Genomic DNA, 21,951 nt, shown 5'->3' with positions numbered 1-21,951 from the left:
CGGCGTACCGGTCCGTTCACGTGCCTTGCAGCACGCCTAGCCGCGCGAGCCGGAGCGGCGGCTGCATGGCCTCGCCGGCGATCCAACGCAGCGCTTGCGCGGCTTCCTCGGCACCGACCGCGAGACCGGTCCCGAGCAGTTCGGAGGGCACGAAAGCAGGCGTTGTTGCATCGTCGGCACTATCCGCGAGCGCGGCGGCCGCCGCGGGGCTGGCCGCGCGGCGCGGGCCGGTCGCGCTGTAGCCGCCCGTCTGCGCGAACGGCGACAAGACGCCGCTCGCGACGAGGAACAGCAGGTTTTGCAAAATCTCCCGCCGGTTGCGGTTGTCGCCGCCGAGATGCGCGACGATGTCGCCGATGCGCACCGCGCCTTGCTGCATCGACGCGCGCAAGTCGGTGATGAAATCCGCCTGAAAACTCATTGCGCCGCGCGGGATCGTGACGCGCGTGTCGATGCGCTCGACCTCGGCGACGCAGCCGATCGCGAGCCCTTCGAGATGACGGAGCGCATCGGCGGGCGGTTGGCCGGCGCGCGTACCTCGTGTACCGCGTGTATCGCGTACGAACACGTCGCGGCGAAACCGCCGATTGACGGCGAAGTCTTCCGCGAGATGCCGCAGGCGCGCATTCGGCAGCGCGGCGATCGCCTCGGCTGCCTGGCGGTCGAGCAGCAGCGTCGGATGATTGTCCGCGAGCGTCGCGCTGCCGGCGTACGAGAGGCCGGCCTCCGCCATCTGGTCGATGACGTCCACCGAGTAGTGGACTGCCCAGGCGCGGTTCAGAAACTCGTGCGCGACGTAGTCGGGCGGACTTTTCGCGAGCGCAGCGAGTGCGTCCGCGACGTTCGGGTTATCGCGGAAATAGCGAAAGCTCGGGTTGCCGAGCGCTTGCATGGCGGCGATCGCACTGCTCGCGCGAGATTCGGTACTGCCCCGCGCCGCCTGCGCCAATTCGAGCATCAGCTTGCGCAGCGGCGCCTCGGAGGACCAGCCCGGCTCACAGTTGTAGCTGACGTAGACGAGCCCTTCGTCGGCGAGCCGTCGCGCCAGCAGTTGGCTCACCGCGCGCCGCACGTCGGCATCGACCCAGCTGTAGACGCCGTGCATGACGATGAAGTCGAACGGCGGCAGATCTTGTTCGAGCAGCGCCTCGAAGCTTGCCTCATGGAATACGACGTTTCCCACCCCTAGTCGCGCCGCGCGCTGCCTAGCGGCCGCGATATGAGCCGGATTGAGGTCGCAGGCGTGAAATTGCCCATGAGGAAACGCCGCCGCATTGACGACGGTCGAATGCGCGAAGCCGCAGCCGAGGTCGAGGTAGCGGAACGGTCCGCCGAGGTCCTTCGGACGGGCTCCGCCCAGCACGCTTGCGTAATTGAGCCACGCGGGGGACAGCTCTTTGTGGAAGCGGTCCGGGAACGTCACGTCGCTCACATAGCCGGAGAAAGGATCGGAAGCTTGCATGGGATCGAAATTGGCCGCGCGAGACTAGCATGGTGCCACACGGATCAGTAAATTCCCTATGTCGGCGCCCCTCCCGCGCCAAGCCCGATCCCGCCGCCACGCCCTCCCGTCGCCGCGAAACCCGCGCCGCCAAAGGCTTTCCCCGAATCGCGCCTCGCCATTTGTTTTTCAACGAACGCTCCATAACCTGGGCTCATAACCGGAGGTATTGGAAAGGGCGCAGAAAATGTATCGGGATGCGTCGAATTGCCTTGGTACGCTTCAATCCATGCAATAGACATCGATTAGCGATTGGCCACCAGCGGAAACCGCGTACCTGGGCACGGCGATCGACGACTGACGCGACTGGCGCGTCGGCATGGTCGCCGCACGACACAGGCAGCGCAAACAACCGTCAATACCCGCCCGGTGGATTAGAAAAACAGACGAGACCAAGGATGGTCGCTTCGACCGAGGGCTACCTAATCGCGGCCTTCGATTTCTTGAACTTGCCAGTTGGGAAGAAAGCATGCCCCCGAATCTGACATTCGCCCCGCAGGACGTCGTTCCGTCCGGCGCGATCAATGCGAAAGCCGTCTCGCCGGTTGCAAACGCGGCCGCAGCTTCCGGGACCGAAATTCTCACGGTCCGGAATCTGTCGAAAATCTTCGGCCCGAAACCCGAGCGCGCCGCCGAGTTGGTCAAGCAAGGCCTCGGCCGCGACGAAGTCTTCAAGCGCACGGGCAATATGGTTGCCGTCAACGACGTCAGCCTCAGCGTCAAGGCGGGTGAGATTTTCGTCATCATGGGGCTGTCCGGTTCCGGCAAGTCGACGCTCGTGCGGTTGCTCAACCGGCTGATCGAGCCGACGTCCGGCCAGGTCGTGCTCGAAGGCCGCGACATCGCGCCGATGTCCACGGTGGAACTGCGCGACGTGCGCCGCAAGAAGATGGCGATGGTGTTCCAATCGTTCGCGCTGCTGCCCAATCGCACGGTGATCGACAACATTTCGTACGGGCTCGAAGTCGGCGGCATGAAGAAGGCCGAGCGTTACGAGATCGCTCGCGCCGCGCTCACTCGGGTCGGCCTCGGGTCATACGAAAAGCTTCTGCCCGGCGAGCTGTCGGGCGGCATGCAGCAGCGTGTGGGTTTGGCGCGCGCGCTCGCGGTGAATCCTTCCGTGCTGTTGATGGACGAAGCGTTTTCGGCGCTGGATCCGCTGATCCGGCACGAGATGCAAACCGAACTGCTGCGTCTGCAGAAGCAAGAGCAGCGCACGATCGTCTTCATTTCGCACGACATCGAAGAGGCGATCAAGATCGGCGGCCGTATCGGCATCATGAAGGACGGCTGCCTGATTCAAGTCGGCACGCCGGCCGAACTGATTCAATCGCCGGCCGACGATTATGTCCGGGACTTCTTCCGCCACGTCGACGTCTCGCGCTTCCTCAAGGCCGAGGGCCTGCTGGCCAAAGTCGAGCGAGGCGTGATTTCCGCCGACGTCGGTGCGCCGGCCGAGCACTACGTCAATCAACTGATCGACAGCGGCGTGGAGTGCGGCTACGTTTGCGACCCATCCGGCCGGTACCAGGGCTGCGTCACGCCGGCATCGCTCCATAAGACGGGGGCTCGCCCTCTGCGCGAAGCCTTGCTGAAGGATTTGAAGACGGTTTCGCCCGATTCCGACTTGCACGAACTCGCCGCCATTGCCCTGAGCCAAGAGCACGACGTGCCGGTTCTCGATGCGAGCGGGATGCTGGCGGGTGTCGTGTCGTGCAGAACGATACTGAAGCAGGTTATGGAGCGGAGAGCAGCATGAATTCGTCATCGTCGATCGTCGGCCAGTTTGCGGAAAACTTCGTCAACTTTCTTTTTCTTCACTTTCAGGGCGGCTTCAACGCGTTTTCGGCCGGACTCGGGGCCGTCGTCAAATTGCTCGAGGACGGCATCGGCGCCATTCCATTCGTCGTCATGCTCGTCGTGCTGGTGGCCTTCGCGTTGTGGCGCCGCGGCGTCCTCTTTGCGATTTTCGTCGGCCTTTCGCTGCTGCTGATCAATTACATGCACTTGTGGCCGCAAACGGCCTCGACGCTGGCGCTCGTCATCGCCGCGACGGTCTTTAGCCTGATCATCGGCGTGCCGCTCGGCATCTGGGGCGCGCGCAACAAGCGGGTCGAAGTGATTCTGCGTTCGCTGCTCGATTTCATGCAGACGATGCCGGCATTCGTCTACTTGATTCCCGCCGTGATTCTGTTCGGGTTGGGCCGCGTGCCGGCCGTGATCGCCACGGTGGTGTTCGCGATGCCGCCGGTCGTCCGCCTCACGACGCTCGGCATTCGGCAAGTGCGCGAAGAACTGCTCGAAGCAGGCCGCGCATTCGGCAGCACGGATTCGCAACTGCTCTGGAAAATCCAGTTGCCGAACGCGATGCCGTCGATCATGGCCGGCGTCAACCAGACGATCATGATGTCGCTCTCGATGGTCGTCATCGCATCGATGATCGGCGCGGGCGGGCTTGGCGAATATGTGTTGAGCGGCATCCAGCGCCTGGACATCGGCATTGGCTTCGAAGGCGGCCTCGGCGTCGTGCTGCTTGCGATCGTGCTCGATCGCTTGACCGAAACGTTCGGCAAATCGAAAAAGAAGAAGGCGAGATCCGTTGCCAAGGCTGCGAAGTCGGGAGCGAACGACGCGGCGGCAAGTACGTGAGGCGTTGACGATCGACCCGGCGTCGTCGATGCGGCAAGCAGGTACCGAATCGAGTGAGACGGACAGCTGTCGCAGCCTCGCGGTTGGATAGCCGGGGAAGGAGAAGAGGCGGGGAGACTGCATATAAGTGGCAGCACCTGTGACATGGTTCAAAACGACAAAGTAGATTAGGAGTCCTAAATGAACTGCAATGTTTTCAAAGCGCTGGTGACTAAAGTCGCTATCTCGGCGGTTGCGGCTGTGAGTCTCGGCGTAGGGTCTGCCTCGGCTGCGGAGCCGATCAAGTTGGCGGTGACCGACTGGGCGGACGTGCTGGCCACGGCGAACGTAGCGAAGTACGTGCTCGAGACCAAGCTCAATCAGCCGGTCAAGTTCGTCAACGCGGATATCGGTATTCAGTATGAGGGCGTTGCTCGCGGCGATCTCGACATCATGGTGGGCGGCTGGCTGCCCGTCACGCATGCCGTCTACTACGCGAAGTACAAGAACGACATGGACGACGTCGGCATCATCTATACGGGCGGCAAGAACGGCTGGGCCGTGCCGGCCTACGTCCCCGAGTCGGAAGTTTCGTCGATCGCCGATCTGAACAAGCCCGACGTCAAGAGCAAGTTCGGCGACACGATCCAGGGCATCGGCCCCGGCGCCGGCCTGATGCAGGCTTCTGAAAAGACGGTTCAGGCCTATGGCCTGTCCGACTATCACCTGCAATCGTCGAGCGAGGCCGGGATGCTCGCGTCGATTCAGCGCGCTTATCAGACGAAGCAATGGGTCGTCGCCACGGTCTGGAGCCCGCACTGGCTCTGGCAGAAGTGGAAGATGCGCTACCTGACCGACCCGAAGGGGACGTTGGGCGGCGAGGAGCAGATTCACGCATTCGCGTCGAAGCAGTTCGCCGGCAAGTTCCCGCGCGCCGACGTGTTCTTCAAGCACTTCAAGATGAAGCTGTCCGATGTCGAAGCCATCGAATTCGCGGGCAACGCCTCGAACGACTATGCAACGGCCGCGAAGAAATTCGTCGATTCGCATCCGGACGAGCTGAAGGCCTGGCTGCAGCAGTAAATCGAAAGCCGCGTTCCGTGAGCAGACGCCTGGCGGCAGACGACGTTACGGATGTTCACGGACGCTTCTTCGATCGGTATTTTGGCGGGCGCGACCCAGTGCCCGCCGATTCAATGAGGGCCGCAGTCCTGTAGGGCTGCGTCACACCAACACTTTCGGGAGTGACCAGTGAACGAAAACTCGCGCTTTTTCTCGGAAACGCTCCAAAGCCGAGACCCCGTCATCGCATCGGAAATCGCGCTCGAGTTGCGCCGCCAGCAAACTCAGATCGAGCTGATCGCTTCCGAGAACATCGTCTCGGCTGCCGTGATGGAGGCGCAAGGGACGGTATTGACCAACAAGTACGCGGAAGGCTATCCCGCGAAGCGCTATTACGGCGGCTGCGAGCACGTCGACCGGATCGAGGCGCTGGCCATCGATCGCGTGAAGGCGCTGTTCGAGGCCGAATATGCGAACGTCCAGCCGCACTCGGGCGCGCAAGCGAACGGCGCCGTCATGCTGGCGCTCGTGAAGCCCGGCGAAACCGTCATGGGCATGTCGCTCGACGCCGGCGGACATCTGACGCACGGCGCGCGTCCGGCGCTGTCGGGCAAGTGGTTCAACGCGGTGCAGTACGGCGTGAGCCCGGAAACGTACCGTATCGATTACGACAAGCTGCGCGCACTCGCGCAGGAACACCGCCCGAAGCTGATCATCGCGGGCTATTCGGCCTATCCGCGCGCGCTCGACTTCGCTGCGTTCCGCGACATCGCGGACAGCGTCGGCGCGCTGCTGATGGTGGACATGGCGCACATCGCCGGCATCGTTGCCGCCGGGCGGCATGAGAACCCGGTCCGCTTCGCCGACGTGGTGACCTCGACGACGCACAAGACGCTGCGCGGGCCGCGCGGCGGCTTCATCCTCACGAACAACGGCGACATCGCCAAGAAAATCAACTCGGCGGTGTTTCCCGGATTGCAGGGCGGCCCGCTCATGCACGTCATCGCCGGCAAGGCGGTGGCATTCGGCGAAGCGCTTCGCCCCGACTTCACGGCCTACATCGATCAGGTCCTGCGCAACGCGCAGGCGCTCGGCAACGTATTGGCGGCGGGTGGTTTGAGCCTGGTCACGGGCGGCACCGACAACCATCTGCAGCTGGTCGATCTGCGGCCGAAGGGCCTCACGGGCACGCAGGCTGAGAAGGCGCTCGAACGCGCCGGCATCACGTGCAACAAGAACGGCATTCCGTTCGATACGCAAAACCCGACGGTGACCTCGGGCATTCGGCTCGGCACGCCGGCCGGGACGACGCGCGGTTTCGGCACCGCGCAATTCGAGCAGGTCGGCGAAATGATTCTGGAAGTCTTGTCGGCGCTGGAGCGCGATGCCAACGGCGACGAGCAGGTGGAGCGCGCGGTGCGTGGGCGCGTGAGAGATCTGTGCGGTCAGTTTCCGATTTACGCGCACGCGGTGGACGTCGTATGACCCGCGATCGGGCCTGATCGAACTGGATCGGGCTCGATCGCCGGCCACGATGTCCGGATGACCTATTTGACGATTATTGAAGAGAGAGTGACATGAGCTTCGAGGGCGTACATACCCCGCTGGTGACCCCGTTCAAAGCGGATGGCGAGATCGATCACGACTTGCTCGGCAAGCACGCCGCGAACCTGGCCGGCCGTGTGTCCGGGCTGGGCGTGGGCGGAACGACGGGCGAATACTACGCGTTGAGTTTCGAAGAACGCGTGGCGACGTTCGACACGGTTGCGCAAGCGGCAGGCGGCAAGACGTATCTGACGGCGGGCATCAATGCGACGACGACGCGCGAAGTGCTGCGGCTCGGCCAGGAAGCGAAGCGCGCGGGCTTGCAGGCCTTGCTGGTCGCCGCGCCGTATTACGCGCAGCCGACGCAGGACGAGTTGCTCGCCCACCTGCTGAAGGTGGACGACGCGCTCGACATGCCGATCATGCTCTACAACTTCCCGGCTCGCACGGGTACGGAAATCAGCGACGGCGTGCTCGAAAAGCTGCTCGAGCGGCCGAACTTCCAGGCCATGAAGGAAAGCACGGGCGACGTCGCGCACCTGCACCACCTGGCCACGCACTTCAAGGACCGCCTGATGTTCAGCTGCGGCATGGACGATCAAGCGCTCGAATTCTTCGCGTGGGGTGCGAAGAGCTGGGTGGCCGGCGCTTCGAACTTCCTGCCGGAAGCGCACATGGCGCTGCTCGATGCCTGCGCGAACAAGGGCGATTTCACGCTGGGCCGCAAGCTGATGGCGCAACTGCTGCCCGTGCTCGAATTGCTCGAGCGCAGCGGCAAGTTCATCCAGTACGTTCGCTACGGCTGCGAATTGGCGGGCCTGCCGGTCGGCGTGGCACGCGCACCGCTCGGTGGCCTTTCCGAAGAAGAACGCGGCGCATTCGCGCAGCTCGTCAAACCGATGTTGGGCAACGCTCGATAAACACTCGTATGACCTCGAAACTGGAATTCGCGCGGTTTCCCGCTCCCGACGGCGTGAATGGATGGTGGGAGTGTCTGCCTCCGGCGGCGCCGCCGGAAACGGTCACGTCCGAGCAGCGATTCGACTGGGTCGTCATCGGAGGCGGCATTACGGGGTTGTGCGCGGCACGCCGTTTGGCGGAGCTGGCTCCCGACGCCTCGATTGCCCTGGTGGAGGCGGATCGCATCGGACGCACGACCGCCGGGCGCAATTCCGGTTTCTTCGTCGATCTGCCGCACGACATCAGCAGCGAAAGCTACTCGCGCAGCGTGGAAGCGGACAAGGCCGACGTGCGGTTCCAACGGCACGGCATCGATTATGTCCGCTCGATCGTGCGCGAGCACCATATCGATTGCGATTGGCGGGACGACGGCAAGTTTCATGCGTCGGTCAACAAGAAGGGGCATGCGGCGCTATCGCACTTCGCGCAAGGGCTGTCCCGCATCGACGAGCCTTTTCAATGGCTCGACGAAGCCGCGATCGGCAAGGTGACGGGTACCGGTTTCTATCACGGTGCGCTGTTCACGCCCGGTTGCAGCACGGTGCAGCCGGCGGCGCTGATGCGCGGCCTAGCGGCGACGTTGCCGGCGAACGTGAAGGTCTTCGAAATGAGCGCCGTTAAGGATATCGACGATCGCCGCGATGCGAAGGTGTTGACCTTCGCTCGCGGAAAGATCACGGCGAAGCGGGTCATTCTTTGTACGAATGCCTATGCGGCAAGGTTCGGTGGGCATCCGAACGGACTATTGCCCGTCTACACGTTCGCTTCGATGACGCGTGCGATGACGGAAGGCGAGATCGCCAAACTCGGCGGCATGCCCTCATGGGCGCTCATTCCCGCGGACCCGATGGGTACGACCGTGCGACGCCTCGGCAGCAATCGCATTTGCATTCGCAATCACTTCGCGTTCAGGCCAGGCCTCGAAGTCTCTCAAGCCGATCTCGCGAAGTCGAGGAGCCTGCACCAACGCTCGTTCGACCGGCGCTTTCCGATGCTCGAGAGCCTGGAGCTCGAACATACGTGGGGCGGACCGCTGTGCCTGTCCGCCAACAACGGTGCGCTGTTCGGGCAGCGAAGCGAGGGCATCTTCGAAGCGATCGGATGCAACGGCCTCGGCCTGAGCCGCGGGTCGGCATCGGGCAAGCTCATCGCGGAGTATGCGCTCGGGCAATCGAACGATCTGGTTCGTCAACTTCTGAATCAACCCCATCCGCGCTCGCTGCCCGCCCGTCCCATCGCGGACGTGGCCGTATCGGCGACGATCTGGGTCAAGGAATTCACGGCAGGCGCCGAGCTATAACTTCAAAGGACGAGACAATGGCCACTTATCAGGAATGGAAGCAAAGGGCTCAGGCGTTGCGGCTCGACGGCCGGGCATTCATCGCCGGACAACGCTGCTCCGCGGCTTCGAACGAGACGTTCGACACGCTCAATCCGTCGACCGGGAAGGCCTTGGCCGATATCGCAAAGTGCGACGCGAAGGATGTGGATCGCGCCGTCGTGGCAGCGCGGGATGCATTCGAAAGCGGCGTGTGGTCGAAGGCGACGCCGGCCGCGCGCAAAGCGGTGCTGCTGCGCTTGGCCCAGTTGATCGACGACAACGCCGAAGAACTGGCGCTGCTCGAAGCGCTCGAAGCGGGCAAGCCGATCAGTGAGTGCCTGGGGCTCGACATCCCCGAATCGGCAGCCTGTATCCGCTGGCATGCGGAGGCCACCGACAAGCGCTACGACGCGCTGTCGCCTTCCGGCCCGAGCGTCGTCAGCATGATCACGCGCGAGCCGATCGGCGTCGTCGGCGCCGTGCTGCCGTGGAATTTTCCGGCGCTCATGCTGGCATGGAAGATCGGCCCCGCGCTCTCCGTCGGCAATAGCGTCATCGTCAAACCGGCCGAGCAAACTTCGCTGTCCACGCTGCGCATCGCCGATCTCGCGTTGGAGGCGGGCGTGCCCGCCGGTGTCTTCAGCGTCGTGACGGGCTTCGGCGAAGGGGCGGGACAGGCAATCGGACAGCACGCCGATATCGATCTCGTCGCGTTCACGGGTTCGACCGAAACGGGCAAGCGCTTCCTGCGCTACTCCGCCGACACGAACCTCAAGCGCGTGGTATTGGAGTGCGGCGGCAAGAATCCTCAGGTGGTGCTGCCCGACGTCGCCAATCTCGATGCGGTTGCCGAGAACGCGGTTGCCGCCGCGTTCTGGAACATGGGCGAGAACTGCAGCGCGGGATCGCGGATTCTCGTGCCTTCTTCGTCGAAGGCCGAACTGCTGCAAAAGGTCCAGGCCGTGCTGGAGGGCTGGAAGACGGGCGATCCGCTCGACCCGGAGGTGAAGCTCGGTTCGTTGATCGAGCGCCCGCACTATGACAAGGTGCTCGCTCACATCGAAAAGGCGAAGGCCGAGGGTGCGCGCTTGGTGTGCGGCGGCAAGGCGACGCTCACCGAGAGCGGCGGATGGTTCGTCGAGCCGGCGATCTTCGACAACGTGACGCCGGACATGTCGATTGCGCGCGAAGAAGTGTTCGGTCCCGTACTGTGCTTCATCGAGTACGGCGACGTCGAAGAGGCCGTCCAAATCGCCAACGACACCTGCTACGGGCTGGCGGCGTCGCTGTGGACGGACAATGTCAATCAAGCGCACAAGATCGCGGCGCGCATTCGCGCGGGCACGGTCACCGTGAACTGCTTCGGCGAGGGGGATTTGTCCACGCCGTTCGGCGGCTTCAAGCAATCGGGCTTCGGCGGCCGCGACAAATCGATCTATGCTCACGATCAGTACTGCGAACTGAAGACGACCTGGCTGAAGCTCGATTAACCGGGTATTCGGCTGACTCGCGGCCCGGCATGAACGGCTGGGCAGGCGATCTTGCGGCGCGGCGGGAATCGATCCCGTCGCGCCATTGCCGTTTGTACCGGCGACGCATAGCGGGGGCCGCGACACCGGGGGTAGACCTCCCTTGCCAGCAAGTGGGGCCGATAGCAAACTATTATGTCTGAGGTGTTCGCAATTTCGCCGTGTATCAGACGAATTGCGACATGGCCGCGCGATCGCTTTCGGCCGTCCGACCCTTGGACCGCTCGGGTGTCCGCATAAAGGTGACAGCAATGCAAAAAAAGCAGTTATTTGCCGACAGACTTCTCGCACAGATGCCGTCGCTGCGGGCGTTGAGGTGCTTCGTCACGGCCGCCCGCTACGAAAGCTTCACGCAGGCCGCCGAGGTGCTGTGCGTGACGCAAGCCGCGATCAGCCGGCAAATCAAGGAACTCGAGGATTCGCTCGACGTGCCGCTGTTCGAGCGCACGGGGCGGCACATCTCGCTGACGGACGCCGGCCGCATTCTGTACAACGCGTCGTATCTGTCGATCATGAACATCGCGGAAGCGGCCGAGGCGGTGCGCCGGTCCGACAAACATGCGTTGACGATTTGCGTCTCGCACACGTTTTCCGCGCTATGGCTGTCGTTCCGGCTGCCTCAATTCCGGAAGCGGTACCCGGAACTCAAACTGCACGTGATGGTCACCGAGCACTTCATGGAGCTCGACGGGCTCATGGAGCCGGACGTCATCATCACGAAAATTCCGCCGCGCGATGCGGAGTACGAGGTCGAGCCGCTCTTTCACGATGTGGTCTATCCGGTATGCAGCCCGTCGTTTCACGAGCGCCGCTTTCATGGCAGGTCGCTCAAGCCGCTGGATCTGCTGTCGCACCCCACGTTGAATCTTTCCTTGCTGGGGCGCGCGCAAGTGTGCGAGCACGTCGACTGGCGCGTCTGGCGCAACTGGTTTCAGCATAGCGACGGCACGGACATGCTCGTGGAAAACGATCATCTGGAAAGCAACGACTATCGGCTGCTCGTCGCGCAGGCCGAAGCGGGCGAGGGCACGCTGCTGGGCTGGCATCATCTGGTGCATCGCCAAGTCGAACTGGGGCAACTGGTCCGGCCGGTTCAGGATGCGCTCGTATTCAACGATCGCCATCACTATCTGATCACGCACAAGAACGCCAAGCTTCGCCCGGAGTATCTGCAGTTTCGGGAATGGCTCACGGAGGAAGTCGACGCGATGATGCGCGAGTGGCATGGCGCCGAAGCCGGGATCGTCAAGTAGCGAGTTGGCCGATCGGCGACTCAGCGCATTAGCCCGAGCCCGCGCAAACCTCGCATCGCAGGCAGCCCCATGCTCAATCAATCCACCCCGCCCCAAACCGAATCGCCTCCGAGGATTCGCTTTGGGATCGTCCTGTTGCCGAACTTCACGTTGACGGCCTTTTCAGGTTTCGTCGATCTACTCAGGCTCGCCAGCGACGAAGGTGACATGAGCCGGCCGGTCCGCTGTTCCTGGTCCATCGTCGGCGAATCGCTCGTCCCGGTCAGAGCCAGTTGCGGCATCCAAGTCACACCGTGGGCGACGTTCGACGAGGCCGGCCCGTTCGATTACGTCGTCATCGTCGGGGGCTTGCTTCATTCGGGGCCGTCGTCGGCCAGCGACGCGACGCTCAAATTCATTCGCGCGGCGGCCCAGTCGCCCGCGACGCTCGTTGGCATCTGCACGGGGGTGTTCGCATTGATGCGAGCCGGCGTCATGGACGGGTATCGCCTGTGCGTGAGCTGGTTTCACTATTGGGACTTCGTCGAACGCTTTCCGCAAGCAGATGAGAGCAAGCTCGTTGCGGACAGGCTGTTCGTCATCGACGGGCGGCGTATCACATGCTCTGGAGGACGAGCGTCGATCGACGTGGCGGCGGCTATCTTGCTGCGGCACGTGGAAGCGACGATCGTGCGCAAGGCGCTGCGCATTTTGCTCGTCGACGATGCGCAGAAAGGGCACGCGCCACAGCCTTATCCGCCCGGACTGGAGCCCGCGACGCATCCGAAGGTGCGGCGGGCGATTCTTCTGATGGAGCAGCATATCGGGCAACCGCTGAGTTTGGTGGAGCTTGCCCACAGGCTCGACATATCGGCGCGGCAGCTCGAACGGCTTTTTACGACCGAGACGGGGAAGTCGCCGCATGCGTATGGGCGGCAGATTCGCATTCGGATGGCGTCATGGCTGTTGACGAGTTCCGATCGAACGGTTGCGGATATCGCTACCTCCTGCGGCTTTTCCGACGCGTCGCATCTCGGGCGCGAGTTCAGGAAGGAATTCGGCGAATCGCCGCATGCGTTTCGTACCGCGCGGATGCAAAGTCATGCGCCGGCGCTGGAGGCTGCATCCGAGGACAGCGAATAGACGCATCACGCGTATGCGGGTTGTCGCGTTCGCGCACGTGCCCGCTTCATCGCCGCGTGGGCCGACTCGTCAATATTCAATTCTCAATCGTCAATAGCGCTGTTGTTTCTTAAGGGTGGTTCCTAATTCCAATTGAATCGGCGAATGGGCAGGCCGGGAGAGATTTTCCCATTCTTCTTTTCAGCGAACGCTGTGTAACCGCTCCCATTACCAAAGGTATGGCATAGCGTACAGAAAATGTATCGAGGCCGGAGAAATTGGCTTGATACGCTGCGATTGATGCTTTTGTGACTGAAGGGCCTTTTTCGCCAGCCGTCGGTTCCGATGATCAGGCGCTGGGCGCATAGCCGTCTCAGCGGTCGGTTATCGATTAGGACTACTAAATGAATGATTAATTGCCGCCCGGATCGCCATCGGGCGACGATCGACGCTGCCTACGCGGCCGGCATGAACGAATCGAGCAATAAACCTCCGGCGAGTGCATGCCGGAGAAGGTGGTGAAGCGCCAGCCGTCGGCACGGTCCACGTGTCATCGCGGCCGGCGGATGGATGTCAATCAGAAACTAGATATTCCGTTTTGGGGATTTGTCACATGAAAAAGATGAAGCTGTTGTTGCCGGCATTGGCGGTGGCGTTTGCCGTACCGGCTTTCGCGCAGAATTCCGTCACGCTTTATGGCGTGATCGACGAGGGCATTGACTACACCAATAACGCCGGCGGCCATGCAGCCTACGATCTTCAGTCCGGCTATGTGCAGGGCAGCCGCTGGGGGCTGAAGGGTACCGAGGATCTCGGCGGCGGTTTGAAGGCCGTGTTTCAGTTGGAAAACGGCTTCAACCTGAGCAACGGCAACCTGGGTCAAGGCCAGCGCATGTTCGGCCGCCAGGCATACGTGGGCCTGTCCAGCGACAAATTCGGTACGGTCACGTTGGGCCGCCAGTATGACAGCCTGGTCGACTATCTCGCACAGACGACGGCCAACGGCAACTGGGCCGGTTATCTGTTCTCGCATCCGTACGACAACGACAACACGGACAACTCGTTCCGTGTCGACAACACGGTGAAGTATGCGAGCCCGACGTATGCCGGCTTGCAGTTCGGCGGCACGTATAGCTTCAGCAACGCCACGAACTTCGCCGCGAACCGCCAATACAGCTTCGGCGGCCAGTATGCCAACGGCGGGCTGCTGGTGGCCGCGGCCTACTTGCAGGCGAACAACCCGGGCGCGGGGACGGGCGGTGCGATCAGCAGCACGGGCGACTCGAACTTCCCGGCGGCGCTACTGCGCATCTTCGGCGCCGGCGTGAACTACACGTTCGGCCCGGCGACGCTCGGCTTCTCGTACACGAACAGCTACATGAAGCAGCCGACCGGCACGGAATACCTGGGCGGAACGATCCTGCCGGCAGTGGGCGCGTTGTCGAACCTGCGTTTCCAGAACTTCGAGCTGAACGGCAAGTACCAGATCTCGCCGGCGTTGTTCCTGGGCGCGATGTACGACTACACGCGTGCGAACTTCAACGCGACGACGGGCAAGCTTAGCCCGGTGTATCACACGGTCGGCTTGATGGCGGACTACAACCTGTCGAAGCGCACGGACGTGTATGTCCAAGGCGCGTATCAGCACGTGGCCGGCGACAAGACGGGTACCGCGCTGGACAACGCCAACGTTCTGGGCGCGAACAACACGTCGTCGAACGGCAATCAACTGGTGGCGCGTGTGGCCATCCGTCACAAGTTCTAACGTACGGCAGCGTGTGCACGCTGTGAGCAGTTAAGAAAAGAAGGGAGCCGCGCACTCATACCGATAAGCGTATGAGTGCGCGTTTTGCCGTCCGGCCGCCGAAGTCGATGTTCGACGGAAATCGGATGGCGGATGGCGCATCCCTATTCCGGGGAGGGGATCGTGAAGCGTTTCGTGCAAAGCGTCAGATTCAAGATTTTCGTCGCGTTCGGCGTGTTCGTCATGCTGATGGCAGCCGTCGAAATTTTCGGCGCGGTGGGGCTATCGAGGGTGAATGCGAACATGCGTGGCTCCTATACCGGGAGCACTGTTCCGATCGCGGATCTGTCCGACATCCGGGCCGCGTTGCTCGATATCCGGCTGCAGCTTCACTTGATCGAGGTGTATCGCGACGCGGGGCGGACGAAGACCGGCCTCGAACGCATTCATACGGATCAGACGAGCATCGACCGAGCATGGAAGCGCTACGTTCAGCAGGGCGCACGGAGCGAGAAGGAACATGCGCTCGTCGATCAAATCAAGAAGGTGATGCCGCAGTTCAACACGTTGACGGCGCAATTGGTGGGCGAGCTCGGTAGCGGCAGCTACTTCAGCGCGGTGCCCGACATCGATAGCCATGAGGAGATCGCGCAATCGTTCGGCAAGCTCATCGAAGATGCCGTGTCGTTGCATAACGTTCAAGCGCGGGAATTCGCGGACGATAGCGATGCGACGTATCGGCATGTTCTGTCGACTTCTCTCGCGTTGGCGAGCCTTTCCATCGTCGCGGGAACGGCCTTGGCTTTCTACCTTTCGGGCGCCGTGGTGCGGCCGTTGAAAGGAGCCGTTTGGGTGGCGAATCGAATTGCGGGCGGCACGTTGGGCAACCCCTTCGACGAAAAGCGTTCTCAGGACGAATTCGGACAGCTGTTGCTGGCATTGCAGACGATGGACCGGCAACTCGGCGAAACGGTGGGCGGCATCAAGGCGAGCAGCGAATCGGTCAACGTCGCGGCGCGCGAGATCGCGAGCGGCAACGCCGATCTTTCGATGCGCACCGAAGAACAGGCGGCGTCGTTGGGCGAGACGGCGTCGAGCATGACGCAATTGACGGAGACGGTTCGGCAGAACGCGGAAAACGCGCGCCAGGCCAACATGCTGGCCACTCGTGCGAGCGAAGTGGCGGATGCCGGAAACGGCGCGATGCAGGAGATGGTCAAAACGATCGAAGCGATCAGCGGCAGTTCGACGAGGATTTCGGAGATTACCGCGGTGATCGAGTCGATCGCCTTTCAGACGAATATCCTTGCTTTGAACGCGGCGGTCGAAGCCGCGCGCGCGGGGGAGCAAGGACGCGGGTTTGCTGTCGTGGCGAGCGAAGTGCGCGGGCTTGCGCAGCGCTCGGCGGATGCCGCGAAGGAAATCAAGGCGTTGCTCGGCTCGTCGGTCGAGACGATCCGTTTCGGCGCGAAGCAGGCGGCCGAGGTGGGCTCGACGATCGGCGAGGTGGTGGTGGCGATCAAGCGGGTATCGGATATCGTCGGCGAGATTGCCTCGGCTTCGGAGGAGCAAAGCCGGGGAATCGATCAGGTGCAGCAGGCTGTCTTGAAAATGGATGAGGTGACGCAGCAAAACGCGGCCCTCGTGGAGCAAGCCGCCGCGGCGGCGGAGTCGCTCGAGGAGCAGGCGGTGACGCTGGAGCGGGCGGTGTCGGTTTTTAAGGTTTTGGATGAAGGGGCGAGGGCTGGCTGACGGCGGCTGAGCCCGTCGACGGTCTCCTGCGCGCAATCACGAGCGATGATTAATTGTCGCGGAACGAATGAGTAGAACTTGACATCCGTGGAAGCGCTTGTTTACAATCACCTTAACAACTAATCCCCGATACCGATATGGCTTGTCCGTTTGGTGCGAGGAAGGAAAAGCCGGCGCAAGCCGGCTTTTTCATTTGTGCGAGTAGATAAGCACGTTAGGGAGCGATATGCGATTTAGACTTATTTAGTCACCGGCCAGAGCGGCGAGTTGATTTGCGTATGTCCCGCTTTCGTCTTGAGAGCCAACCGCACTGCGGCGGATGCTGGGGGCCGCTCAGCGGTGGCCCGCACGTCTGTCTTTTCGACATCTGTTGTTCCCACCGAGATTTGAGATAAATAAAATAAGGGGCTTCGTGTCGCTGGCGCTGCTTAGCGCATATCGGCAGAACGTTGCGCTGCCCTATCAACCGCGCGAGGAAATCTTGATTGAAATGCACGTCAAACCTCGTCCTTCAGGGCGAGGAAGGATAGTGCGGATGCCGCAGGCGTCCTTCTGAGGCGTTGGTGCGGGCGCTGCTGGTCGATGCGCTGACGCACGATCTTAATCGGTGCCCCGCGCCGCAGCCACCCGAGAAATGGGAGGAGGACCGTGGTGTGCCTCCCCATCGGTTTTCTGGATGCTCGGGTAGGTCTTCTTTCTGACAAGTAGGCTCGGCACGCATTTTCAGAACTGTCCTAGCCGTCAATGTAGCCACATCGGCGGACAATACGACCCTATGCAACGACTGCAAGCCTTCCGATTCGAACTGAAGCCGAGCGGCGAACATGCGCGCAAGATGCGTCAGTTCGCGGGCATGTGCCGCTTCGTCTATAACAAGGCGCTGGCTTTGCAGAAGGAAACCCACGAAGCGGGTGGAAAGTTCATCGGCTATGTGCCGATGGCAAAGCGTTTGACGGCATGGCGCCATTCGCTGGAAACGCCATGGCTGAAGGATGCACCGGTTCACACTTCGCAATGCGCGCTCAGGGACTTGGATCGCGCCTTCGTCAATTTCTTCGAGAAGCGCACGGCCTTCCCCCGCTTCAAACGTAAGGGCATGGGCGATAGTTTTCGCTATCCTGACGCGAAGCAAATTAAGCTTGACCGGAGAAACGGCCGTATCGCGCTGCCCAAGCTCGGCTGGCTGCGTTATCGCAATAGCCGTATGGTACTGGGTGAGGTGCGCAGCGCGACTGTATCGCTTCGCGCAGGCAAGTGGTACGTATCCATTCTCACGGCGCGCCAGGTCGAGCAGCCGGTTCCACATGGCCCGGCGGTGGGTATCGATGTAGGTGTCGTACGTTTCGCGACGCTGAGCGACGGTACGTTTATCGCGCCACTGAGCAGCTTCAAGAAACACGAACAGCGCCTCGCGAAGTATCAGCGTCGCATGGCGAGCAAGGTGAAGGGCTCGGCGAACTGGAAGAAGGCTAAGGTCAGAATTCAACGCATTCACGCGCGCATCGCAAACGCACGCTCGGATTTTCTGCATAAGGCATCGAACGCGATCTGTAAAAGCCACGCAATGATCGCCGTCGAAAACCTTCAAGTGCGCAACATGACGCGCTCGGCCAGAGGGACGGTCAAAGCGCCGGGCCACAACGTTCGAGCAAAAGGCGGGCTGAACAAGTCGATCCTCGATCAGGGATGGGGCGAGTTCCGTCGCCAACTCGAGTACAAGGCGGCGTGGCACGGAGGCCTATTCATCGCCGTTGCGCCGCGGAACACGAGTCGCACGTGTCCGTGCTGCGGTCATATATCGGCCGACAACCGTAAGACGCAAGCCCTATTCGCGTGCGTCAAGTGCGGGCACGAGGCACACGCCGATCACGTCGGCGCGATCAACGTTTTAGCGGCGGGACACGCCGCGATGGCCTGTGGAGGGACGATGCTGTCAGGTCGCCCGGTGAAGCAGGAACCCACTGAAGCGCAAGCTATCGTGGCTTAAGCGCAGTAGGAATTTCCGCCCTTTAGGGCGGTGAGGATGTCAAGCCGTGATCGCTCACGATATTGCATCGGGGGAATTTCCGGTACAGCCGCTTTTCGTCCCGAATGGGCAGGGGCTTTACGAGCGTTGTGCGCCCCAAATGTTTGGCGTGTTTGCTATCGCTCAGTCGCCGGTGTCCGGCGAACTGCCAGTGTTCAAGCTCTTAGCCGTGGACACCACTGCAATAGCCGCACGAGCCATGGCTACCACACGTGTTTGAAGGAGAGGATTATGGGCAAGCTGACTGAACTCCGTAACGAACTCATGCAAGACCCGTTGTTCAAGGCTGGGTACGAGGAGCGGGGCCAATTGGTCCGATTTGGGCGGATGGTACGTGCAGCCCGGGAAAGTCAGGGGCTGACCCAAGCCGGACTTGCCCAGCGGCTCTCTATAAACCAGTCGGAAATCAGCCGCTTGGAAAAGGGCGAAGGCGTGAACGGGCCGACTTTCGATCGGATCGTGCAGTTCGCACACGCGCTCGGCATGAAGCTCGTGATGGGCTTCGCCAACGAAGCGACCGTGTCTGGATCGACCAACCGTCCCGGTGAGGGCGTAACAGTGGCGGAGCGTAAGGGAGCGTTGGTTCGATTCGCCAATGTGAAGGGTCAGAGGCGCGGGCGAATCCGGAGTGTCGCGGATACTGCGGCCGCAGATGAATTCGAACCGCTGTGGAGCGCGTTTTGACCCGGGAATACCTGGCCGATTGCTTTGAGATTCTTGCCGAAGTGTTCGCGCTCGGCAGCATCGGGCTCGCCTGGATTCCGGCCTTCAAGGTGAGCCGCTCATTGCGAACCGCCGACGATATGGATGTTCTTGCGCGAACGACGAGTTCCCGTAACATCGCTCAGGTTGCGCGCGAACTGAGCGCGGATGCGCGGCGTGCTCCCATCGAGTTCAGCGCGACTGATCACGCGTTACTGAAGGCCGGACTAATCAGCGGCGCGCTGTCGTCGGCGATCAAGCTGTTTATTCTGATTCCCGCGTCCCGCGATTGGATATCGCTTTAGTGATGATGGACATGCGCGAGTGGATCTGAGTGGATATTCAAGAGCGCAGCGTGAGATCGATGGAGCTAAGGACCGGAACGATGCTGTTCCTCGTTTAACTCCTCGGCTTAGCCACCTGCCCGCGCGGCGGATTGATCCGCGTGGAGCCTACTTTCGCCTCGATAGCCTCCCGCAGCGACGGACGCCACCCGATACCGAACAGCGCCTCCGCCAGCACGAACAGCGGCCCGATGAGAAGCCCCGTCACATCGTCGAAAAAGGCCGGCTTGCGATGCTCCCAAACTGAGTGGCCGACGAACTGAAAGATCCAGCCGACGACGAACAAGCCGATTCCGATGCCGACCGAGGTCGCCGTGCCGTACTGTCCGAGCCACGCACCAAACGCTACGCATGCGGCGCTAACGACCACCATCATCAAACCGAGCGGAACATCCAATACGAGGTAGTACAGCGTTGCTGCGCCGAACAGAAGCCACGCAGGAGAAATCGGCAGCGCGCCCACCGTCACGATCACAGGACGCGAAAGCAATACCGCCAACGCCAGCACGATCAGCGGAATGCCGACAAAATGCGTGGCGACGTTGCGCCGATCGCGATGGTAGGCAGCATACTGAGTCAGTTGCTCGGTTAGATTTTTCATGGCTGCCTCGCTGTCCCCAAAAGCGATATGATCACCGGGGCAAGGGGCGGCAGACATTCGGCTAGCCGACAATTCGCCCAGATTTCCCCCATTTTAGTTCGATGATCGTTCCTCAGCCACGAGCGCGCGGCCGCGCGCTGCGGTTGGTCTAATGTGAAGCGCCCATGACTTCTCGCCTCACCAAGCCCGCGACGTCGCAACATCGACCGCTCGAAACCGCTGCCGCGCACGCGATGCTCGAGCGCAGCGCCTGGTTTCGCGGCGTGCCCGGGACGTTGCGCGATGCGCTGCGCGAGCACGGCCACACACGTGCGTTGAATGCGAGCGAATGCCTGTTCATGCGCGGTCAAGCCTACGACGGCCTGTACTGCGTGCTCGAAGGCGCTGTGCGACTGGGCGCTGTCACCGCGGATGGACGCGAGACATTGCTCGCCGTGGTCAGCATCGGACATTGGTTCGGCGAAATCGCGCTGTTCGATCGCGGCGCTCGCACGCACGACGCGCATGCCGTGCGGGACTCCACGCTGTTTCATGTTCCGCGCGCGGCGCTGGACGCGCTGCTCGAAGCCGAGCCGGCTTATTGGCAAGTGTTCGGCCTGCTCATGACACATAAGCTTCGTCTCGCGTTCGAAGCGATCGAGGAGGCTGCCTTGCTGCCGGCACCGGCGCGTGTCGCGCGACGTTTGTTGCTGCTGGCCGATGAATATGGCGAAGCGGCGGGCCTGAACGATACGCCCAGCCGGTCGCGGGTGATCAATACGCCGCAGGAAGATCTTGCGTTGATGCTGGCGCTCTCTCGCCAAACCGTGAACCAGATTCTTCGTCAGTTCGAACGTGATGGGCTTGTGGCATTGCGCTACGGAGAAATCGAGATCGTCGACGCACGGGGGCTCGCGGCTCAGGTGCATTTACGCGCAGTTTGAGTATCCGCTCGGCGCGGTTATCCGAGCATGCCCGATCGCACGAAACACGGCTGATCGATCCCAAGGCAAACTGGCATGTTCGAGCGTGACATCGACGTGCGGTGCCTGCGCCCTCCTGCGCCTGCGCACGGGCCGCCAAGCCTGAGTCGCGTTTCTCGCCGATGATCGATAGCGCAGCACTATACTTGGCGGCCATGGGGTCCGTCCCATCCTTGACCACGGAGAAGAGCGCCATGAGTGAAAGCACGTTGCTAATCTTTGCCGCTGTAGCCTTTGTAGGTATTGCAACGCCTGGACCGACGGTTCTACTGGCGTTGACCAATGGCTCCAGTTATGGCCTTCGTCGTGCTGCTTATGGGTTTGCCGGAGCGATCGCATCCGATTTCGTTTTGATTTTCGCTGTGGCGTTGGGTCTCGGTGCGCTGCTGGCAGCGTCGGCGTTCTGGTTCGCCGTCGTCAAATGGGTCGGCGTGGTCTACCTTGCGTACATTGGTGTCAGGCTGTTGATGTCGAAAGGGACATTGAACGTCGCGAGTACGCATGGTGAAACAAGTCGCGAGAGCAACTCGGCGATTTTCCTGAAAAGTTTCCTCACCGCGGTCACAAACCCGAAAGGGTATCTGTTCTTCTCCGCATTTTTGCCCCAGTTCATCGCACCATCCGCGCCACTTGCGCCGCAGTACACGGCACTTGCCATAACGTTCGCGATGCTGGATTGCTCGATCATGTTCGGCTATTCGCTACTCGGTGCGCGAGCAATGCGTCTTCTGAAGGCGTCGGGAGCGCTATGGCTGGAACGGTCCTGTGGGGCTGTCCTCGTTGCGCTAGCGGGGTCGCTAGCTCTATATCGGCGTCACACCGCTTAAAGGATTCTCGGTCCCACTTCGACCGGCTTCATGCTTTTCATCGTCTCCGAAACACCGAGTGTCTTCATGACCCGGTCGGGGTTTTCACCGGTC

The 21,951-nt window shown here is 61.8% G+C and carries 18 protein-coding genes; 16 read left to right on the top strand and 2 right to left on the bottom strand.

All coding sequences use genetic code 11. The features are described from left to right. Positions 1-16: 16 nt before the first annotated feature. Positions 17-1,462, bottom strand: coding sequence for a class I SAM-dependent methyltransferase (locus DWV00_RS00345; RefSeq protein WP_115531562.1), 1,446 nt, complete (start codon positions 1,460-1,462; stop codon positions 17-19). A gap of 508 nt (positions 1,463-1,970) precedes the next feature. Between DWV00_RS00345 and DWV00_RS00340 the strand changes: the two genes are divergently transcribed. The 14 genes from DWV00_RS00340 (at position 1,971) to DWV00_RS00275 (ending at position 19,429) form a co-directional block, all read left to right on the top strand. Beyond that, positions 1,971-3,260, top strand: a complete 1,290-nt coding sequence (locus DWV00_RS00340) for a quaternary amine ABC transporter ATP-binding protein (RefSeq protein WP_115531561.1) — start codon at positions 1,971-1,973, stop codon at positions 3,258-3,260. Then, positions 3,257-4,150 carry an ABC transporter permease gene (locus DWV00_RS00335; protein ID WP_115531560.1) on the top strand — a complete coding sequence of 298 codons (894 nt, stop codon included), beginning with the start codon at positions 3,257-3,259 and terminating at the stop codon, positions 4,148-4,150. Before DWV00_RS00340 ends, DWV00_RS00335 begins: the two co-directional genes overlap by 4 nt. Positions 4,151-4,330: 180 nt before the next feature. Further along, positions 4,331-5,212 (top strand): glycine betaine ABC transporter substrate-binding protein, encoded by an 882-nt coding sequence (locus DWV00_RS00330; RefSeq protein WP_115531559.1) that lies wholly within the window; start codon positions 4,331-4,333, stop codon positions 5,210-5,212. 168 nt (positions 5,213-5,380) lie between these two features. Continuing rightward, positions 5,381-6,676, top strand: a complete 1,296-nt coding sequence (gene glyA, locus DWV00_RS00325) for a serine hydroxymethyltransferase (protein WP_115531558.1) — start codon at positions 5,381-5,383, stop codon at positions 6,674-6,676. A 92-nt stretch (positions 6,677-6,768) separates the two neighbouring features. Further along, on the top strand, positions 6,769-7,656 hold the full coding sequence (locus DWV00_RS00320; RefSeq protein ID WP_115531557.1) for a dihydrodipicolinate synthase family protein: 888 nt from the start codon (positions 6,769-6,771) through the stop codon (positions 7,654-7,656). A gap of 8 nt (positions 7,657-7,664) precedes the next feature. After that, entirely contained in the window at positions 7,665-8,996 is a 1,332-nt protein-coding gene (locus DWV00_RS00315) for an NAD(P)/FAD-dependent oxidoreductase (protein WP_115531556.1), read from the top strand. Positions 8,997-9,013: 17 nt separating this feature from the next. Further along, a complete protein-coding gene (locus tag DWV00_RS00310) occupies positions 9,014-10,507 on the top strand; it encodes an aldehyde dehydrogenase (protein WP_115531555.1) in 1,494 nt (497 codons plus the stop codon). Positions 10,508-10,797: 290 nt separating this feature from the next. After that, positions 10,798-11,799 carry a LysR substrate-binding domain-containing protein gene (locus DWV00_RS00305; RefSeq protein WP_115531554.1) on the top strand — a complete coding sequence of 334 codons (1,002 nt, stop codon included), beginning with the start codon at positions 10,798-10,800 and terminating at the stop codon, positions 11,797-11,799. 69 nt (positions 11,800-11,868) lie between these two features. Continuing rightward, positions 11,869-12,921 (top strand): GlxA family transcriptional regulator, encoded by a 1,053-nt coding sequence (locus DWV00_RS00300; protein ID WP_115531553.1) that lies wholly within the window; start codon positions 11,869-11,871, stop codon positions 12,919-12,921. 592 nt (positions 12,922-13,513) lie between these two features. Beyond that, positions 13,514-14,665 carry a porin gene (locus DWV00_RS00295; RefSeq protein ID WP_115531552.1) on the top strand — a complete coding sequence of 384 codons (1,152 nt, stop codon included), beginning with the start codon at positions 13,514-13,516 and terminating at the stop codon, positions 14,663-14,665. Between the two features lie 132 nt (positions 14,666-14,797). After that, entirely contained in the window at positions 14,798-16,396 is a 1,599-nt protein-coding gene (locus DWV00_RS00290) for a methyl-accepting chemotaxis protein (protein WP_147297804.1), read from the top strand. A 775-nt stretch (positions 16,397-17,171) separates the two neighbouring features. Beyond that, complete coding sequence (locus DWV00_RS00285; protein WP_115531551.1) at positions 17,172-18,383, top strand: RNA-guided endonuclease InsQ/TnpB family protein; 1,212 nt, start codon at positions 17,172-17,174, stop codon at positions 18,381-18,383. A 270-nt stretch (positions 18,384-18,653) separates the two neighbouring features. Beyond that, entirely contained in the window at positions 18,654-19,106 is a 453-nt protein-coding gene (locus tag DWV00_RS00280; protein WP_181885297.1) for a helix-turn-helix domain-containing protein, read from the top strand. Then, positions 19,091-19,429 carry a hypothetical protein gene (locus DWV00_RS00275; RefSeq protein WP_115531549.1) on the top strand — a complete coding sequence of 113 codons (339 nt, stop codon included), beginning with the start codon at positions 19,091-19,093 and terminating at the stop codon, positions 19,427-19,429. The genes DWV00_RS00280 and DWV00_RS00275 overlap by 16 nt, the downstream gene beginning before the upstream one ends. 94 nt (positions 19,430-19,523) lie before the next feature. On the opposite strand, the gene DWV00_RS00270 is transcribed toward DWV00_RS00275, so the two are convergent. Beyond that, positions 19,524-20,069: an Mpo1 family 2-hydroxy fatty acid dioxygenase gene (locus DWV00_RS00270; protein ID WP_115531548.1), complete on the bottom strand. Its 546-nt coding sequence runs from the start codon at positions 20,067-20,069 to the stop codon at positions 19,524-19,526. 233 nt (positions 20,070-20,302) lie between these two features. Between DWV00_RS00270 and DWV00_RS00265 the strand changes: the two genes are divergently transcribed. Together DWV00_RS00265 and DWV00_RS00260 are read left to right on the top strand one after the other, a co-directional pair. Then, a complete protein-coding gene (locus DWV00_RS00265; protein WP_115532181.1) occupies positions 20,303-20,992 on the top strand; it encodes a Crp/Fnr family transcriptional regulator in 690 nt (229 codons plus the stop codon). A 233-nt stretch (positions 20,993-21,225) separates the two neighbouring features. Then, positions 21,226-21,858, top strand: a complete 633-nt coding sequence (locus DWV00_RS00260; protein ID WP_115532180.1) for a LysE family translocator — start codon at positions 21,226-21,228, stop codon at positions 21,856-21,858. Positions 21,859-21,951: the final 93 nt, after the last annotated feature.

This window comes from Trinickia dinghuensis, from assembly GCF_003367175.1.
Classification (GTDB): Bacteria; Pseudomonadota; Gammaproteobacteria; order Burkholderiales; family Burkholderiaceae; genus Trinickia; species Trinickia dinghuensis.
This window is presented reverse-complemented; position numbering and strand designations above follow the sequence as displayed.

Excerpts from the sequence above, each read along its gene's own strand:
- DWV00_RS00345 (WP_115531562.1), bottom strand. The coding sequence starts at position 1,462 with ATGCAAGCTTCCGATCCTTTCTCCGGCTATGTGAGCGACGTGACGTTC.
- DWV00_RS00340 (WP_115531561.1), top strand. The coding sequence starts at position 1,971 with ATGCCCCCGAATCTGACATTCGCCCCGCAGGACGTCGTTCCGTCCGGC.
- DWV00_RS00335 (WP_115531560.1), top strand. The coding sequence starts at position 3,257 with ATGAATTCGTCATCGTCGATCGTCGGCCAGTTTGCGGAAAACTTCGTC.
- DWV00_RS00330 (WP_115531559.1), top strand. The coding sequence starts at position 4,331 with ATGAACTGCAATGTTTTCAAAGCGCTGGTGACTAAAGTCGCTATCTCG.
- DWV00_RS00320 (WP_115531557.1), top strand. The coding sequence starts at position 6,769 with ATGAGCTTCGAGGGCGTACATACCCCGCTGGTGACCCCGTTCAAAGCG.
- DWV00_RS00315 (WP_115531556.1), top strand. The coding sequence starts at position 7,665 with ATGACCTCGAAACTGGAATTCGCGCGGTTTCCCGCTCCCGACGGCGTG.
- DWV00_RS00310 (WP_115531555.1), top strand. The coding sequence starts at position 9,014 with ATGGCCACTTATCAGGAATGGAAGCAAAGGGCTCAGGCGTTGCGGCTC.
- DWV00_RS00305 (WP_115531554.1), top strand. The coding sequence starts at position 10,798 with ATGCAAAAAAAGCAGTTATTTGCCGACAGACTTCTCGCACAGATGCCG.
- DWV00_RS00300 (WP_115531553.1), top strand. The coding sequence starts at position 11,869 with ATGCTCAATCAATCCACCCCGCCCCAAACCGAATCGCCTCCGAGGATT.
- DWV00_RS00295 (WP_115531552.1), top strand. The coding sequence starts at position 13,514 with ATGAAAAAGATGAAGCTGTTGTTGCCGGCATTGGCGGTGGCGTTTGCC.
- DWV00_RS00290 (WP_147297804.1), top strand. The coding sequence starts at position 14,798 with ATGGCGCATCCCTATTCCGGGGAGGGGATCGTGAAGCGTTTCGTGCAA.
- DWV00_RS00285 (WP_115531551.1), top strand. The coding sequence starts at position 17,172 with ATGCAACGACTGCAAGCCTTCCGATTCGAACTGAAGCCGAGCGGCGAA.
- DWV00_RS00280 (WP_181885297.1), top strand. The coding sequence starts at position 18,654 with ATGGGCAAGCTGACTGAACTCCGTAACGAACTCATGCAAGACCCGTTG.
- DWV00_RS00270 (WP_115531548.1), bottom strand. The coding sequence starts at position 20,069 with ATGAAAAATCTAACCGAGCAACTGACTCAGTATGCTGCCTACCATCGC.
- DWV00_RS00265 (WP_115532181.1), top strand. The coding sequence starts at position 20,303 with ATGCTCGAGCGCAGCGCCTGGTTTCGCGGCGTGCCCGGGACGTTGCGC.
- DWV00_RS00260 (WP_115532180.1), top strand. The coding sequence starts at position 21,226 with ATGAGTGAAAGCACGTTGCTAATCTTTGCCGCTGTAGCCTTTGTAGGT.